The 17553-nt window shown below is 53.6% G+C and carries 14 protein-coding genes; 8 read left to right on the forward strand and 6 right to left on the reverse strand.

Features of this window, described 5'->3' with window-relative positions:
* Positions 1 to 29 precede the first annotated feature (29 nt).
* From DS878_RS12835 to DS878_RS12850, 4 genes are all read left to right on the forward strand, one after another.
* The gene (locus DS878_RS12835) at positions 30 to 575 is read left to right on the forward strand and encodes a TRAP transporter small permease subunit (RefSeq protein WP_113816319.1); all 546 of its coding nucleotides are present in this window, start codon (positions 30 to 32) and stop codon (positions 573 to 575) included.
* Positions 572 to 1867, forward strand: a complete 1296-nt coding sequence (locus tag DS878_RS12840) for a TRAP transporter large permease subunit (protein ID WP_113816320.1) — start codon at positions 572 to 574, stop codon at positions 1865 to 1867. The genes DS878_RS12835 and DS878_RS12840 overlap by 4 nt, the downstream gene beginning before the upstream one ends.
* A 301-nt stretch (positions 1868 to 2168) precedes the next feature.
* Entirely contained in the window at positions 2169 to 3452 is a 1284-nt protein-coding gene (locus tag DS878_RS12845; RefSeq protein ID WP_261977902.1) for an SAM-dependent methyltransferase, read from the forward strand.
* 11 nt (positions 3453 to 3463) lie between these two features.
* A complete protein-coding gene (locus DS878_RS12850; RefSeq protein WP_113816322.1) occupies positions 3464 to 4588 on the forward strand; it encodes an NAD(P)/FAD-dependent oxidoreductase in 1125 nt (374 codons plus the stop codon).
* A 64-nt stretch (positions 4589 to 4652) separates the two neighbouring features.
* On the opposite strand, the gene DS878_RS12855 is transcribed toward DS878_RS12850, so the two are convergent.
* Positions 4653 to 5126, reverse strand: coding sequence for a Dps family protein (locus DS878_RS12855; RefSeq protein WP_113816323.1), 474 nt, complete (start codon positions 5124 to 5126; stop codon positions 4653 to 4655).
* A gap of 139 nt (positions 5127 to 5265) precedes the next feature.
* Entirely contained in the window at positions 5266 to 6708 is a 1443-nt protein-coding gene (locus tag DS878_RS12860; RefSeq protein WP_113816324.1) for a dihydrolipoyl dehydrogenase, read from the reverse strand.
* A 163-nt stretch (positions 6709 to 6871) separates the two neighbouring features.
* Here DS878_RS12860 and DS878_RS12865 point away from each other — a divergent pair, with 163 nt between their 5' ends.
* The gene (locus tag DS878_RS12865) at positions 6872 to 7543 is read left to right on the forward strand and encodes a LysE family transporter (RefSeq protein ID WP_113816325.1); all 672 of its coding nucleotides are present in this window, start codon (positions 6872 to 6874) and stop codon (positions 7541 to 7543) included.
* On the opposite strand, the gene DS878_RS12870 is transcribed toward DS878_RS12865, so the two are convergent.
* Positions 7488 to 8540 carry a 3-deoxy-7-phosphoheptulonate synthase gene (locus DS878_RS12870; RefSeq protein WP_113816326.1) on the reverse strand — a complete coding sequence of 351 codons (1053 nt, stop codon included), beginning with the start codon at positions 8538 to 8540 and terminating at the stop codon, positions 7488 to 7490. The two genes, DS878_RS12865 and DS878_RS12870, sit on opposite strands and share 56 nt — an antisense overlap.
* A 375-nt stretch (positions 8541 to 8915) precedes the next feature.
* Between DS878_RS12870 and DS878_RS12875 the strand changes: the two genes are divergently transcribed.
* Positions 8916 to 9704 (forward strand): secretin, encoded by a 789-nt coding sequence (locus tag DS878_RS12875; protein WP_113816327.1) that lies wholly within the window; start codon positions 8916 to 8918, stop codon positions 9702 to 9704.
* 3 nt (positions 9705 to 9707) lie between these two features.
* On the opposite strand, the gene DS878_RS12880 is transcribed toward DS878_RS12875, so the two are convergent.
* Entirely contained in the window at positions 9708 to 10208 is a 501-nt protein-coding gene (locus DS878_RS12880) for a DnaJ domain-containing protein (protein WP_113816328.1), read from the reverse strand.
* A 254-nt stretch (positions 10209 to 10462) separates the two neighbouring features.
* Between DS878_RS12880 and DS878_RS12885 the strand changes: the two genes are divergently transcribed.
* Entirely contained in the window at positions 10463 to 11566 is a 1104-nt protein-coding gene (locus DS878_RS12885) for an efflux RND transporter periplasmic adaptor subunit (protein ID WP_113816329.1), read from the forward strand.
* A complete protein-coding gene (locus DS878_RS12890; RefSeq protein WP_113816330.1) occupies positions 11566 to 14643 on the forward strand; it encodes an efflux RND transporter permease subunit in 3078 nt (1025 codons plus the stop codon). The genes DS878_RS12885 and DS878_RS12890 overlap by 1 nt, the downstream gene beginning before the upstream one ends.
* Before the next feature lie 68 nt (positions 14644 to 14711).
* Here the strand turns inward: DS878_RS12890 and DS878_RS15650 are convergent, their stop codons facing one another.
* Together DS878_RS15650 and DS878_RS12900 are read right to left on the reverse strand one after the other, a co-directional pair.
* Positions 14712 to 15248 carry a helix-turn-helix domain-containing protein gene (locus DS878_RS15650; protein WP_261977825.1) on the reverse strand — a complete coding sequence of 179 codons (537 nt, stop codon included), beginning with the start codon at positions 15246 to 15248 and terminating at the stop codon, positions 14712 to 14714.
* A 605-nt stretch (positions 15249 to 15853) separates the two neighbouring features.
* The gene (locus DS878_RS12900) at positions 15854 to 17527 is read right to left on the reverse strand and encodes a putative bifunctional diguanylate cyclase/phosphodiesterase (protein WP_113816332.1); all 1674 of its coding nucleotides are present in this window, start codon (positions 17525 to 17527) and stop codon (positions 15854 to 15856) included.
* Between the last annotated feature and the right edge of the window lie 26 nt (positions 17528 to 17553).

Genomic DNA, 17553 nt, shown 5'->3' on the forward strand with positions numbered 1-17553 from the left:
TTGCCAGTCAGCCTGGCAGAGGATTGTGAATGCAGTGGATTATAAAACTGGATGAGGGCCTCGCCCGCTTGTCCTATCTCTGCGGCTGGGTTGCCTGTGTCGCTATGCTGCTGATGGCCGGCAACGTATTTTACGACGTGGTCGCCCGTTACGCCTTCAACGAAGTATCCATCGGTATGCAGGAAATGGAATGGCATCTGTATTCGGTGGTGTTTATGCTCGGTATACCTTACGCATTGCGCACGGATGGTCATGTGCGGGTTGATGTGTTTTATGCCCGCTGGGGCAACAAAGCAAAGGCCTGGATAAACCTGACCGGTGCCCTGCTGTTTGTGGTGCCATTTGCTTACCTTATCGGCATCTACGGCTACGATTTCGCGCTCGACTCCTACAACATGGGAGAAGGTAGCGGTGATCCTGGCGGTTTGCCGCAACGCTGGCTCATCAAATCCGTGATTCCATTCACTGCAGTCTTTATCGCCATTGCCGGTCTTAACATGGCCACTTTCGCCTTGCGCGTCATGTCTGGAGAAAAACAATACGAAGGAGAGCATAGCGGAGGGGGACTCGCATGATCGGCATGATTATGTTCCTGGTTGCCCTGTTCATGTTGATGCTGGGCTTCCCTGTCGCGTTCACATTTGGCGGCGTCGCTTTGTTTTTTGGCATATATGCCGAGGGCATGGATCTGTTTGCCTTTATGCCTTATCGCATCATGAGCGTTATGCAAAATACCGTTCTGATGGCTGTTCCGCTGTTTATCTTTATGGGTGTCATTCTCCAGCGCACGCGTCTGGCAGAGCAATTGCTGACATCCATGGGTCGGTTGTTTGGTGGTCTGCCCGGCGGTCTGGCTATCTCTACCATTCTGGTAGGCGCCCTGCTCGCCGCCTCCACCGGTGTGGTAGGTGCAAGCGTGGTAGCTATGGGCCTGATCTCTCTCCCTGTCATGCTGGCTCACAAGTATGACAAGCGGCTTGCAACCGGCACCATCTGCGCTGCAGGTACATTGGGACAGATTGTTCCACCGTCCATCATTCTGATCATTCTGGGTGACGTGCTGGGCCTTCCTGTTGGAGATCTGTTCAAGGCTGCCGTCTGGCCAGGTGTGGTTCTTATCGGGCTCTATATCGCCTATATCCTGATCATGACCCGTTTCAAACCTGAGACGGCTCCGGCCATGCCCATAGACGACAGCATCTCCCGCAAAAAGGAGATCATGAATGCATTGATGGCGATCATTCCGCCGTTAGCGCTCATTGTCGTTGTGCTTGGCTCGATCTTCACTGGCATTGCCACCCCCACAGAATCCTCTGCTCTGGGCGGCGTCGGCGCCATTGTTCTGGCCATCATCTACCGTCAGTTTTCTTTCCAGATGGTATGGGATGCATCAAAAGATACTGTCAAGGTTACCGCCATGGTATTCGCCATTCTGATCGGCGCCACGGCCTTCTCCATGGTATTCAGTTACACAGGTGGTGATTACCTGCTGGAAGAATGGATGCTGCAACTGCCGGGCGAGAAATGGGGTTTTGTCATCCTTGCCATGCTGGTCATTTTGATACTGGGATTTTTCATCGATTTTGTGGAAATTTCTTTCATCATTGTGCCCATTCTGGCACCGGTTGCCGAAGCTCTGGGCATCAATATGCTCTGGTTTGCCATTCTTATCGCCATGAATCTGCAGACCAGTTTCCTCACGCCACCCTTTGGGTTCTCTCTGTTCTACCTCAAAGGCGTTGCACCACCACAAGTACGCACCGTCGACATCTACAAAGGGGTTTTGCCGTTCATCCTCCTGCAGATGCTGGTACTGGCTCTTATAGTGATTTTCCCAGAGTGGTTTGGTATGAGCTCCTCATACTGATCTGTCGTGCAGCCGGGCCATCTGGTCCGGCTGCATTTATTCCCCCGCCTCTCACTCTTTTCTCCCCACCCTGTCAATTCCTGACGGCTCCCGGTTCCCGGTTTACCTGACAAAAACAAAACATTTTCTATAATGAACAGACAACCGGCCGTTCTCAGTCATGTATTCGGGAAAGCCCTGGCGTATGACCGCCAGCCTGAACAGCAATGTTAAGGTGAAAAAGGGAGCAGAATCAGTGAATCAGAACCGCGTCCGAAACAGTGCTCAGGGTAGTGTCAGAACCAACGCAAAGAACACCAGCCTGAGAGGACATACCGACGAAAACCATATACTGAATCTTCCTCTACAGGACACTCACGTAGATCGTGCACCGCACACCTATGAGCGCTGGCTCGTAGCCAAGCTCATGCGCATGGCAGGGTCGCCTCCTCTGCGTTTCCGGTTGTGGAATGGCGATGTCATTGAACCCGGCGAAGAATCAGCACAATTCACGCTGCAACTCGCTGACCCCAAGGCTCTTTATTCTCTGGTAACCAACCCTAATCTGGCTTTTGGCGACCTATACAGCGCCGGGCGCCTGGAAATAGAGGGCGACCTGCCCGATCTTATGGAGACACTCTACCGCGCTATTCACCAGGCGCGCGAGAAATGGCCACGATGGCTGGAAGCCCTGTGGCGAAACCACCCTCCCCGGTCGACCGGAATGCCGGAAGCACGGGAGAATATTCATCATCATTATGATCTGGGCAACGACTTTTACCGGCTCTGGCTGGACCAATCCGAGATGCAATACACCTGTGCCTACTATGAGCGGCCCGAGCTGAGTCTGGAACAGGCGCAACTGGCAAAGCTGGAACATATATGCAGAAAGCTCAGGCTCAAACCAGGCATGACCGTTGTCGAAGCAGGCTGTGGCTGGGGCGGACTGGCGCGTTACATGGCACGGAACTACGGTGTACACGTCCACGCCTACAACATTTCCCGGGAACAGATCCTTTATGCACGGGAACAGGCTCGCGAACAGGGGCTGGACACTCTGATCGACTATGTTGAAGACGACTACCGAAACATTCGTGGCCAGTATGATGCATTCGTCTCAGTTGGCATGCTGGAACATGTCGGTAAGGAAAACTATCCCGCATTGTCAGAATTGATCAAGCGTACGCTGAAGCCGGAAGGTATGGCGCTGATCCACAGCATTGGCCGCAACCGTCCCATGCTGATGAATTCATGGATTGAAAAGCGAATATTCCCCGGTGCCTATCCACCCAGTATCGGAGAATTCATGTCGCTGTGCGAACATGGCAACTTCTCTGTGCTCGATGTGGAAAATCTCAGGCTCCACTACGCCCGTACCCTGGATGACTGGCTGACACGCTTCAATTCCGTGGAAGCCGCTGTTTCTGAAATGTATGACGAGCACTTCACCCGGGCCTGGCGTATGTACCTTGCCGGCTCCATCGCAGCCTTCCGGGCAGGGTCGCTGCAGCTTTACCAGGTTCTGTTTACCCACGGCGACAACAATGAGCTGCCAGCGACACGGCAGGATATCTATAGTTCTCCCGCCGCCTCCGAAAACACCTGAGGTTACCGGCCATGGAAACTTACGATCTGATTATTGTTGGTGCCGGCCCGGCAGGATCTACCCTGGCAAAAGCCCTCGAAGACAGTGGAAAACGGGCGTTGCTAATTGATAAACACAAGTTCCCCCGGGATAAAACCTGCGCCGGCTGGGTCACACCTTCGGTTATGGAAACCCTGGGGATTGATCCTGCTGAATACGGAAACGGCCGAACCCTCCAACCCATACGCCGATTCCGGATCGGCATGATGGGGCAGGCTGCTGTAGAAAATGATCATGGCGGCGTGGTCAGTTACGGAATCCGACGCTGTGAGTTTGATGATTACCTTCTGAGCCGGACAAACACACCCAGACAGCTGGGCACACCGGTAAAAAGCATCACAAGAAAAGACGATAACTGGCTTGTCAATGAAGCCTGGAGTGCGCCGCTTCTGGTGGGCGCAGGCGGGCACTTTTGCCCTGTAGCCAGGCTGATTGGCGATGGCCCGGGAAGCCACGAAACCGTTGTCGCTGCCAAGGAAGTCGAGTTTGAAATGACTCCGGAGCAGGCAAGTGCCTGTAAAGCGCGGGGAGATACTCCGGAGCTTTGGTTCTGCCAGGACCTGAAGGGCTATGCCTGGATTTTTCGCAAGGGTAACTATCTGAATGTCGGCCTTGGCCGGGAGGACAATCATAAACTGAGCAATCATTTGCAGGATTTTGTGGAAACAATGAAAGCCAGCGGACGACTCCCTGCGGACCTGCCCGGCCGCTTTAAAGGTCATGCTTACCTGCTCTATGACCATTCAGGGCGAGCACTGACGGGTGATGGCCTGCTATTGATTGGCGACGCCGCAGGGCTTGCATATACCCAAAGTGGCGAAGGTATTCGCCCGGCCATCGAATCCGCACTACTGGCGGCAGATGTTATCCGGCGTACGCCGGAGTTCTCTGCCACTACCCTGCAGACATACAGCGACGCCATCAGGAAGAGGTTTGGTCATCGCGGACCTGCAGCAGAACAGGGTTTCCAGCTACCTGCCTGGATCCGGATGCCCATGGCAGGCATATTGATGCGATCTCACTGGTTTACGCGAAAGGTGGTGACTGAAAAATGGTTCCTTCACGAGCAAGTACCGCCCCTGGCAGCAAATATCTGATCCCGACTGCTTTCCAGATACAAAAAAGGCGGCCAAAAGGCCGCCAGGAAACAGTTCTAAGGGATCAGTGGCCCAGATAGCTACGATACATCCAGACAGTTTTTTCCTGCTGGGAAATGTAGTCACTCATCAACGCCACAGTGCCCTCATCCTGAGCATCTCCCGCCAGGCTCAGCAGCTCCCGCTGTTTGCCAATCAGTTTTGCGAAGCTGTCGAGAATATTTTCCATAGCCTGCTTACCATCACTAACGTCTCTCTGCTCAGGCACTTCTGAACGCTCAATGTAGGTGCTGTATGCGTGGGCCGGACGATGCCCCAACGTAAGAACCCGCTCAGCAACCTCATCAACCTTGAGCAACAGGTCGTTGTACAGTTCTTCAAACTTTACGTGGAGTTCAAAAAAGTTATCACCTTTTATGTTCCAGTGATAACCACGCACGTTCATGTAAAAAATCTGATAGTTGGAAAGCAGATCGTTGAGCGCATCAGCCAGCTTTACCGTTTTTTCCTTGTCCAGACCAATGAAATTCTTACCCATTTTGATGTCTCCTTCGTGGCTTTTAAAACAAGACTGGATTGACTCTAACCCAGTCTCAGCATAATCGTGAAGTTCAGTTCTTCAATGCCGGTCATAGTGCGAACCAATGCCTTGTCCCACACTCCAGCCAGGAAAATGACTACACACCAGGCCCACAGTCAATGCAGCCTTCCTCAGGAAGCGGACCGATATTGAGGTTACGATTCAGATGTTTCAGGGCTGTTCGCAGCCCTTCCTCAATCACCGGGTGGTAGAACGGCATGTCCAGCATTTCACTGACCGTTAAACGCCGCTGCACGGACCAGGCCAACAGGTGGGCAATGTGTTCAGCGGCAGGGCCAAACATCTCGGCCCCCATAAACATCCCACTACCGTGCTCTCCGTATACTCTGAGCAGTCCCCTGTTTTTACCTATCACCCGGCTCCGGCCCTGGTCTTCAAATGACACTTCACCTACAGCGAAGCGACCCGCGCAACGCTTGTCCACTTCGTCAATAGTCAGCCCTACAGAAGCTATCTGGGGATCAGTAAACACGACTGCAAGGGGGGTGCGCCTCAGACCGGCCTGAACTTCCGGGTAAGAAGCTGCATTATCGCCGGCAATCCGGCCCTCATCGGCAGCTTCGTGCAGGAGCGGCAATGTGTTATTGGCATCGCCGGCAATGAAGATATGGCTTTGACCGCAGCGCAGTGTGTGTGGATCAAACACCGGCATACCTTTTTCGTCCAGCTCAATATCCGCATTCTGAATATCCAGATTATCGACATTGGGACGACGCCCGGTAGCTGCGAGCAGATATTCAAATGTTTCTGTTTTTTCACTGCCACCTTCATCGATGTAGGTTACAGCCACTCCACCATCAACCCGCTCGACGCGCTTCACATCACTATCGGGGTCCAGCGGAAACTCTTCATTGAAACGTTCGAGCGCATACTTACGAATACTCTCATCGCGAATCGGGCCTACCGCTCCACCTACCCCGAACATTCGTACACGAACACCAAGCCTGCTAAGTGCCTGGCCCAGCTCAAGCCCGATCACGCCTGGCCCGAAAACAACAACCGACTCAGGCAAATCCTGCCATTCAAAAATGTCGTCATTGAGCACAAGGCGGTCTTTGGCTTCTTTCAGAAAACCCGGAATATTGGGGCGGGAGCCAGTTGCAATGATTATCCGACGGGCATGAATTTCGGTTTCATTGTCAACGATCAGGCGATTGGGGCCAGCGAAGCGGGCGTTGCCCCTGATACGATGCTGCTCGGGGAACATTTCTACCGAACGGACTACTGAACCCACAAATCGGTCACGCTCTGAGCGCACCCGCTCCATCACGCGCTTTCCATCCACTGTGATGTCGCCGGCAGAGATGCCGAACAGCTTTCCCCTGGCCATCCCATATGCGCTGTCCGCAGCTGCAATCAGCAACTTGCTTGGCATACAGCCCACCCGGGCACAGGTAGTTCCGTACTCGCCACCTTCAATAAGCACCACCTTGTCCGTGGCCTTTCGTACCCTCTGATAGGCCACCATTCCGGCAGTCCCTGCGCCAATAATTGCCACATCCACTTCACGCTTTTCCATAAAACAGCCTCCACTCCGGTATTCCAGAAAACCGGGAACCCGGATAAGAAATACAATAATATGTGCGCCAGTATATGCGCCTTTACCCGTAACCCTGATTTTGACAGCCTTGAATTGCCGCCATTCTGATTTAGCGCAACTCAGGCCCGGAGAGGACCCTGAAATGGACAGTTACTGGCCAGAATTTCTCACTGTAGCACTGATACACTGGTTGGCTGTAGCCAGCCCGGGGCCGGATTTTGCAGTGATGATCCGGCAAGCACTGTTCAGGAGCCGGAAAAACGCATTGATCACCTCAGCCGGTATAGCTGCAGGCATTCTGGTACACGTGACCTACTCCCTGCTGGGTATTGGCCTGCTCATCCAGCAGTCAATCCTGCTGTTTACCATACTCAAGATTGCCGGTGCACTGTACCTCACCTGGATTGCAGTACAGTGTCTGCAAGCCAGGGCAGGTGGAATTCATGTGGCAGCCGGGCCGGTTTCTCTGCAATCCAGCGCTGCTGCCCTGCGCCTGGGTTTTCTGACCAATGTCCTTAATCCGAAAGCGACTTTATTCTTTGTTTCACTGTTTTCAGTTGTCATCAGCCCGGGGACTCCCGTGGCTATACAGGCCGCTTACGGTATTTACATGGCACTGGCGACGGGTGTCTGGTTCACCCTGGTTGCCATTTTCTTTACGCTGCCCGCTGTACGTAATGGATTCAACCGCTTCGGCCACTGGCTCGACCGGTTGATGGGCGGCATTCTGCTGCTGCTGGCGGGCCAGCTTCTGTTCTCTACAGTGAGCGGAGCAGAGCTTCCGTCTGGCTCCAGCACAGGCAAGGGTCTGTGATCGAACAGCCATAGCGCAGATCATCTCCGTCGTCCTGCCGCCCGGCCTCAAGAAAGCTCTCAAGCATCAGTCCACGAATATTGGTGCTGCCTGACCGCCGCTGACGCATCACTTCACGAGCGACATCAATCTGACGCTCGGCCTGCTTACAGGCATTGTCATGACTGCAATCCACCATAATTGCAGCGCAGAGGCCTGCGTCAGAAAGGCTTTCCGAGGCGTGCTGAATGCTGGTTTCATCATAGTTGGTGATACCCCGGCCGCCACGTAGCACCAGATGGGTGTCCGGATTGCCCCGGGTGCTGACCATGACTGGCGCGCCCTTGGCGGAAACACCCAGGTGATGATGGGGATGAGCTCCTGATTTCATGGCATTGATAGCAACACTGATCCCTCCATCCGTGCCATTTTTGAATCCGGCTGGCATAGGCAGACCACTGACCATCTCTCGATGAATCTGGGATTCAGTGGTACGGGCCCCAATAGCGGTCCAACTCACCAGATCACCGAGGTAATCCATTGCAAAGGGGCTCAAAGCTTCAGTTGCCAGCGGCAAGCCCATCTCAGCCAGATTGAGAAGCAGGCGGCGTGAGCGCAACAGGCCTTCATTAAGATCGCCGGCGCCTGTACGTTCAGGATCGTATAACAAACCCTTCCAACCAACCGTTGTTCTCGGTTTTTCCAGGTATGCACGCATAACAATAAGTAAACGATCACTCACCGCATCCGCCAGAGATTTCAGCTTTTCGCCATACTCCAGCGCAGCAACTTCATCATGAATCGAGCAGGGCCCGACCACAACAAGGATGCGTTCATCCTTGCCGTGCAGAACGTCCCGGATCTCTTTCCGGTGTTTTGCTATCTGCAGTGCAAGCCGCTCGTCGAGCGGCAAAAGCTCCCGCAATTCGGCCGGTGTAGGCAGAGCTGTCTCCTGCCGGTGTGTCGATCCGGAACCCAGCACCTTACACTCTCCGGAGGGCTTCAAAGGCATATTCATATCGGTGTTTCCATTTCCCTGCGTCAGAATCAAAAAAGCCCCGGCTGGGCTACCAGTCGGGGCTTTCTGAGTCCGACGGCAGCCTGGTTTTTCGCCGGGCTGCCATCCTCGTTGTTCGTTTTTTGAAGATGTTACGGGCGGCCCTGGCGCTGGCTAAAATAAAAGCCATAACCAAACCACCAAAAAAACACAGAAGCGATCACCGCCAACGGCTTTTGGCCGGAAGCTTGCAGAACATTCAATTGACAGATCGCTTGTGTCGTCTTCATGCTTACTAATATATACCCCGGGTTTTCAACTTGGCAACCCGTAACCGCGCTTTTTAGCAGATCAATACCAGAATAACCGGCCTTTCAGGGACAATGGGAACCAGCAATGACATTAAATCTGCGGAATTACACCTTCCTGTTCTTTTTTATACTCATGCTCGCACTCATCTCCGGAACTGGTTCAGCACATGCTGACTCCCGAGCCTGGCAGCTCAATAACCGGGCTGGCGAGGATGTGGCAAGCCAGGTGCGGGAGCTTTATCACGGCGAGCCCGTATCTGTCACAGCTCGCGGGCAGCAACTCGTTGTTCGCGGCGACCAGCAATTGCTGGACGAAATCGGCATTTTAATCGAAACCCTGGACGTTGCTCCGGTGCAGGTCAGGATAACCGTACGGTCCCAGGAGGATATCGGTGGCAAGCGCTCCGGTGGTGGGGTCACAACAACACGAAACGGGGCGGGCGTAATCGTTGAGCGCAGAGTTACAAGCACTGGCGGCTCGCGGGAACGAAGCCTGATGGTTATGGACGGACAATCGGCTCATATTACGTCTGGCCAGGTGAGAACCCTGCCCTTCGCTGTACAGGGAGGAAGAAACCCGGCAGCCATCTTTGAGCAGGTAGAAACACGCAGTGGTTTTATTGTCAGCCCACAGGTGATTTCAGATCGTGCTGTAGAGCTGAATATTGTCTCTTTTGAAGCGGATCCCGCGGAGCTGGATGGGTATGAAACCCAGGCTTTAGTGACAATTCGCAGAGTGGAACCAGGCCAATGGGTATCTTTGGGTAGCACTTCAACCGAGTCGACCCACAAACAATCGGGCATTGCCTACAGCGTAAAGAGTAGCCAGTCAGATAACCGGAGCTTCCAGGTGAAGGTCGACATTATCCACTGAAGCCTACGTTCTGTTGCGCAGTAATACACTTTTTGCTTCATTTATCTTGGCGGCCAGATAATCGCTCCCGCCCCGGTCCGGGTGCATTTTCTGCATCAGCCGACGATGGGCCATAACAATCTCGTCTTTCGAACATGCAGCAGAAACGCCCAGTATTTCACAGGCCTCACGCTCAGACATACTGCCACTGTATACCGGCCCTGACTGCTCTGAGCCAGCCCTGCGTTCACCGCCCGCATCACCCGCACCCGAAAAAAAGCGATTCAGTGCCGGCACATACCGGATGATCTCCGGCAACTTTCGCAACAGTGGAATCAGTGCAGCGACAGCAGCTGTCAGGACATGCACCCGCCCCGTAAGAACCATGAACACCAACAAAGCGCCACCACCGATGAGAATGACCTTCCAGGTGGCCGCTTTCTTCTTCTCTGGTGACAATCCGCCCCATTGCTTCAGAACCACAAAGACAGCTGCCGCCAAAGCGATTCCCAATATCCACTGCATGATTGATCCTTTAATGATATAAGATCGTAATTCTGGCACCTATTGTTGTGACAAGGCTAGCCACAAATACCTACAACCCGGTGACAACTGCCCCCGGAGTTTAGTAGGATGCTATGTTTTGTCTCACATCAATAATTTCCGCATCCAAACAGTCTGTTGTTATACAAGGATCCGGAAGGGAAACACGGTCATCCGCCGCCCTTTCCTGATGATTGTAAACACCGGACGAGATAGAGATTTCCAGGACCTGAATTATGCGCACTGCTTCCCGCTTCCTGATCGCAATCATTTTCCTTGTCGTGGTGCTTGGCGGCATCTTCGGCTACAAGTTTTATCAGTTTGGCCAGATGAAAGAAATGATGTCCCAACCTCAGCCACCAGCGCAGATATCCGCCACGGACGCACTGATTGAAACCTGGACCCCCTCCGTCAAAGCGGTAGGCAGTATCACAGCGGTTAACGGTATTGAGGTAGCCAACGAAGTTCCCGGGGTAATAGAAAGCATTCACTTTGAATCCGGTGACAAGGTCAAACAGGGTGATATTCTGATCCGCCTGAACACAGAGATTGATGAGGCAGCCGTGCGTACCCAACGTGCGAACGCCCAGTTGGCAGAGCAGGAGTTCAAGCGTATATCGGATCTGCTGCCAAGGCGTGCGGTGTCCCAGTCCCAGTATGACGAATCCAAAGCGAATTTCGATGCTGCTCGTGCACGGGTCAACGAAGCTGAAGCTCAACTCAGCAAGAAGGTCATCCGTGCCCCGTTTGACGGCACCCTGGGCATTCGTATGGTAGATCAGGGCGAATACATTGCCACCGGCACACCGATTGTTGAAATCAATATGCTGGACCCGATTTACGTGGATTACACCCTGTCCGAGAAGAACCTGCCGGACGTTGCCCGGGGCTATTCAGTCATTGCCACCGTAGCGGCTGTCCCCGAACAGGAGTTTGAAGGAAAGGTCAGTGCCATCAACACGTCTGTAAACCCGGAAACGCGGACCGTACGCATCCGCGCAACGCTGGACAACCCGGAGGGCCTGCTGCGTCCAGGTATGTTTGCAACCGTACAGACCAGACAACCAGTAGCTGACGAAGTCGTTACCATTCCCCGTACTGCTGTCTCCTACAATACCTACGGCGATTTCGTATTTGTCGTTGAAGAGAATGATGAGGGTGTGCTGGTGGTTAATCGCCGCACTATCACTGCAGGCCAGACACGGGATAAGCGGGTTGCAATTCTCTCCGGCCTTGAAGCAGGCGAGAAAGTCGTTTCCAAAGGATTGCTCCGGCTCCGTGCCGGCCAGAAGGTCGAGATTCAGGAAGACGAAAAGCCGTCGCAGGAGGCATCTGAGTAATGCGATTCACCGACATTTTCATCCATCGGCCCGTATTGGCGACGGTGGTCAGCCTTCTTATCCTGCTGCTCGGTGCCCGTGCAGCCATGGAGATGGAGATCCGGCAATATCCGGAGCTGGAAAGCACCACGGTTACAGTCACAACAGCCTATCCGGGTGCCAGCTCAGATCTGATCAAGGGCTTTATTACCACGCCACTGCAACAGGCCATAGCAGAAGCCAGCGGCATCGATTACCTGACGTCGACAAGTTCACAAGGCTCCTCCACCATTGAAGCCAAGATGATTCTGAACTACGACGCCAATGCTGCACTGGCCGAGATACAGGCAAAGGTCGCCAGCCAGCGAAACGTTCTGCCCGCTGACGCCCAGGACCCTGTGATCACGTCTACCACCGGTGACTCTACGGCGCTGATGTATATTGCGTTCTACAGTACAGAGATGGCTGTCCCGCAGATTACCGATTACCTTACCCGAGTGGTGCAACCGAGACTTCAGGCACTTTCCGGTGTTGGTAAGGCCCAGCTGCTTGGCCGTAAGTTTGCCTTGCGTGTATGGCTCGATCCGGAGCGCCTGGCCGCTATTGACATGACCCCGCAAGAGGTCGTTGCCAAACTGCGCGCCAACAACTACCAGGCAGCCGTAGGTAATACCAAAGGCACCTACACCGAAGTCAGCATGACCAGTGACACAGATGTAGCGGATCCGGATGAATTCCGTAATCTCGTTGTCAAACAGGCCAACGGGACCCAGATCCGACTTCAGGATATAGCGCGGGTGGAGCTGGGGTCAGAAACTTACGATTCATTGGCACTGTACAAGGGCCAGCCAGCGACGTATGTGGCGATCGAGCTGGCGCCCGGCGCCAACCCTCTTACGGTAGCCGGCCTGGTAAAAAATGACCTTCCGGATATCGAAAGCCAGTTACCGGCTGCCCTGAAGGTTCGACTTGCCTATGACGCCTCAGATTTTATTGAGGACTCCATAAACGAGGTTATCCGTACCCTGCTGGAAGCTATGGGGATCGTACTTGTGGTGGTTTTCCTGTGCCTGGGATCCATTCGTGCCTCCATCGTACCCTCTGTTGCAGTTCCCCTGTCGCTCATTGGCGGCGCCTTTTTCATGCATATATTCGGGTTTTCCCTGAACCTGCTGACACTGTTGTCCATGGTTCTGGCCATAGGCCTGGTGGTGGACGATGCCATCATCATGGTAGAAAACGTTCACCGGCATATTGAAGACGGCGAATCGCGGTTCGATGCAGCCTTACACGGTGCACGGGAAATGGCTGTGCCAATTATCGCCATGACCACCACCCTGGTTGCGGTCTATGCGCCTATCGGCTTTATGGGTGGTCTGGTGGGATCCCTGTTTACCGAGTTCGCTTTCACCCTGGCGGGTACAGTCGTAATCTCGGGTATTGTTGCCCTTACCCTTTCCCCCATGCTGTCCGCCAAAGTGCTCAAGCCACACGGTAATCCTGGAAAATTCGAGAGCCTGGTCGAGCGCACATTCAACGGTATCTCGTCAGGTTACAAAGCGGCGCTTGCTTCCCTGATGCACACAAAGTCCGTAGTGGTCTTTTTTGCGCTGGTCGTACTGGGCTCCATCTACTTCATGGCGATGATGAGCCAGAATGAGCTGGCTCCCACTGAAGACCAGGGCATTTTGTTCTATCAGGGCCTGGGACCGCAGACGTCTACCCTGGAATATCTTCTGGAGCATGGGGAAGAAGTTCAGGAACGTCTGTCTACTGTGCCCGGTTATGCCGAAGACTTTATGATCGTAGGCATCACCGCACCCAATGCTGTATTCGGTGGTTTCAAGATGGAGCCATGGAGCCAACGGGACATTTCCCAGTTTGAAGCCCAGCCTCAGCTTGATGCAGAGCTCAAAAACGTAACCGGCCTGCAGACTGCCGTCTTCCCCCGGCCATCCCTACCCGGATCTGGCGGCGGCTTGCCGTTCCAGTTTGTAATAACAACTGGCAACAGCTACGAACAGCTCGATCAGGTAGCCGATGAATTACTGGGGAAAGCAATGGCCAGCGGCAACTTCATGTTCCTGCAAAAATCCATTAACTTCGATCGCCCGGTGACACGGATCAATGTCGATCGCGACCGGGTCGCCGATCTCGGGCTTTCCATGCAGGATGTCGGACAGTCGCTGTCCAGCATGCTTGGTGGCGGTTACATCAACCGCTTCAGTATGGAAGGCAGGTCCTATCAGGTCATTCCCCAGGTAGATCAACGGTTCCGGCTGGACGAACAAGCACTGAACGATTATTACATCCGCACAGGTGAAGGCACTCTTGTCCCTCTGGGCAGCGTTGTAAGCTTTAGCCACGATGTAGAGCCTTCAAACCGCACACAGTTCAACCAGCAGAACTCTCTGACCCTGCAAGGGGTTGTCATGCCGGGAATTGCGGCAGGGACCGCCATGGACTTTATGCAACAAACCGCAGACGAGGTATTCCCTCAGGGCTTCACCTACGATTACACCGGGCAGAGCCGGCAACTGGCAAATCAGGGCAGCGCACTGATTGTCACCTTCTTCCTGTCGTTGCTGGTGATCTATCTGGTACTGGCGGCCCAGTTCGAAAGCTGGCGCGATCCGTTTATCATTCTGATCTCGGTACCCATGTCTGTGGCAGGTGCCATGGCGTTTATCGTCCTTGGCTTTGCAACAATGAACATCTATACACAAGTAGGCCTGATTACTCTGATCGGGGTCGTATCCAAGAACGGGATACTGATCGTGGAGTTTGCAAACCAGCTGCAGAAAGACAAAGGCTTTAACAAGGTAGAGGCCGTTATTGAGGCTGCCGCCATTCGTTTAAGGCCCATTATAATGACATCACTGGCGCTGATCTTTGCCATGGTGCCACTGCTGATCGCAGCTGGTCCCGGAGCTGAAAGCCGCTTTGCCATCGGACTGACTATCAGTGCCGGGCTGGGCATCGGCACTTTGTTCACTGTTTTCGTGTTGCCTGCGTTCTATATTCTGCTGGCCCGCGATCACAATGAAGAGAACGAGGTCCAACCCGCAACCCAAAACCAGCTACCTACAACCCCCTAGCGGTCAGTAGCGGACAAAAAAGCCGGGCTAACCCCTTCTGGTTAGCCCGGCTTTTTTGCCATCTTCACTCAATTTTCTTCGAGCATTTCACAACACGGCTCACCCAAGCCCTTCTCAGCTTCGCACAAACGCTCGCGACATCGCACCGTTGTGCTGGGCAACTCGCCAAAGTGCTCCCGGTAAAGTGCCGAAAAACGACCGAGATGGGAGAAGCCTTCATCTGCCGCATACCAGGATATATGGCTCTCACTAGACTGACAATCTACCAGGCGACGCCGTACCCGGATGAGGCGTTGACGCTGGAAAAACCGGTATGGCGTCATGCCCACACTGTTTTTCATCAGGTAGTAAAGGTTGCGTTCGCAGACACCGGCATAACTGGCGAGCTCCTCCAGATTAAATTCCCACGTCGGATTCTGCTCAATTTTATCAATCGCCCGCAGCAAACGTCGATCCAAAGGCCCGGTGTCCGGAGCAATCGAAACCGAAGCGCCAGCCTGCAGGCTTGCCAACTGCTCCAGAAGCCCGCGAGTGAGTGCCCTGGCATGCGCATCATCAATGTAGAACCTCATGCTTTCCAGGTAGTGATTTATCACTGGAGCCATATCAGGCATCTGATGAAAAGCCCTGACCAAAGGAGCTGTAGTCAACAATCCTGGCGTGGGTTTCAGGACAACAAGCCGGCTGTTTTCTGAGAGTTTGAGATCAAAATCATCCCCTGGACAAACCCAGATCGGCATGTCCAGCGAGTGCGAGCCCACGCCAGGATATGATATGGACGCCTCTCCGGCGGATGAAAATAACAGTAGTTGAGCCGATGCGCGGCAGTGGACAACTTCCATTTTTTGACCGACATGCAAGCAGATGACCCTGCCTGCACTGGTAGTCAGCCAGGCCATCCCGCTCACCGGCTTGCTCACTTGGTGCGACCTGCACCTGGCAACCGAAAGGTCTGATATCAGACCAATGATCCGGAGCCACTGCTTACAACACACTCGATCGATACGGACATAAGCTTCCAGGTCCTGATTTGTTCTTGTATTTGGCATAGGTTCCGTAAATCAGGGGTTTGATGTGCGCTACTACTGCCCGCCAAGCACCACGTACAACCCTTAATAATTATTAACAATTTGAAACATTCTAGTGCAAACGTTCTGGCAGCCTTGGCCACATCTTGCAAACTCTGTAACCACGCCTCTCATTTTGAAATTTATTGATATGGATCAAGTATCATCTCCTTTACCCGATCCCAGGGCTGCGGCCGGGCCATTAAAAAGCCCTGTCCCCGTTGGCAGTCCAAACCACGAAGTTCCTGATACTGGGCCCGATTTTCGATGCCTTCAGCCACAACCTCCAGCTCCAGAGCTTCAGCAATACCCAGAATGGCAGACACGATCCGGGAATCACTGTTCTTGGAACCCAGACGGCTGATAAACTGCCGGTCTATTTTGAGCACCTGGACTGGCAAATTCTGCAAATACGCCAGCGAAGAATAGCCTGTGCCAAAATCGTCGATCGCTATCCCAACGCCCTGGTTCCGGAATTCCTTGAGTGTTTCCAGACACTGCCGGGAAAGGTGCATGATATGAGTTTCAGTGATCTCGATTTCCAGCTGCCAGCCCAGTTCATGAATGCGCTCGAACAACGGGCCAATAACGAGACCCAGCCTGGCATCGGTGATCTGACGGGCAGAGATGTTAATCGCCAGCCGGAAGTCACCCTGTGCAGAAGGAGCTGACTGCAGATCTTTCAGTATTCCCCGCACCAGGCGTTGTGTCATTTCATGAATCTGGCCCCGGCGCTCCGCCAGTGGAACAAAGTCGGCAGGCGATACCGGGCCGAATTCCGGATGATTCCAACGCAACAAGGCCTCCATACCTACAGACTGCCCTGAGCGGAGGTCATATTGGGGCTGATACACCACATGAAACTCATCAGGCGAGGTTTTCAGGGACGTTACCAACGCCTCTGAGAGGCGCTGCTCACGGCGCCCCCGCTCATCATCTGCTTCACTGTATATGCGGTAACAGCCCCGGCCTGCCAGTTTTGCTGCATACATGGCACGATCTGCTTTCTGCAGAAGCTCCGTACCACTCTTCCCGTGCGTGGGATAAACCGCAGCGCCGATTGAAGCCGAAAGAAAATATTCCCGCTGGCCAACGATCACAGGAGCACGGAAAGCCTGAATCATGCGCTGACCGACCTCTTTCAAATCCTCAATGCCCTGCAACTCCACAATAACGGCAAACTCATCACCTGACAGCCTGGCGACCACATCAACTTTTCGCACCACGCTCTGAATGCACATAGCGGCTTGCTTCAGTACACCATCGCCACATTCGTGCCCATGCAGATCATTGACCGATTTGAAAAAGTCCAGATCAATAAACAAAACAGCAAAGCGGGCACCTTCAAGACAATGCTGACTGACCCGGGCTTTCAAAAACTCCTGGAACAAAGAACGGTTGGGCAGATCGGTCAGGGGATCGTAATAGGCAAGCGACGCCAGGCGCTCATCCACACCGGTTCTTTTGCCCATATCCATAAATATGCCGACATAGGACTGTTGCCCTTCATACTCCACCGGGTAGATACTGAGCCATTGCGGATAGACCTCACCGTTTTTCTTCCGGTTCCAGATCAACCCCTCCCAACGCCCACTGCTGGCCAAAGCCTGCCACATGGCCTGGTAAAATTCCGGGGTGTGCAACCCGGAGCTCAGAACTGAAGGTGGCCGGCCCACCACTTCATCCTGGACATAACCGGTCACTGAACGGAACATGCCGTTAACATACGTAATTTTCGGCTCATTGGTAACCAGCATGATCGCGCGGGGATACTGATCCACCAAAGCCCGGAAATCCTGATGTTGCTCAAACTGCATGTGATGGCTACTCCTTATATTCTCCA

The sequence above is a fragment of the Marinobacter sp. F3R11 genome (assembly GCF_003318275.1).
GTDB lineage: Bacteria > Pseudomonadota > Gammaproteobacteria > Pseudomonadales > Oleiphilaceae > Marinobacter.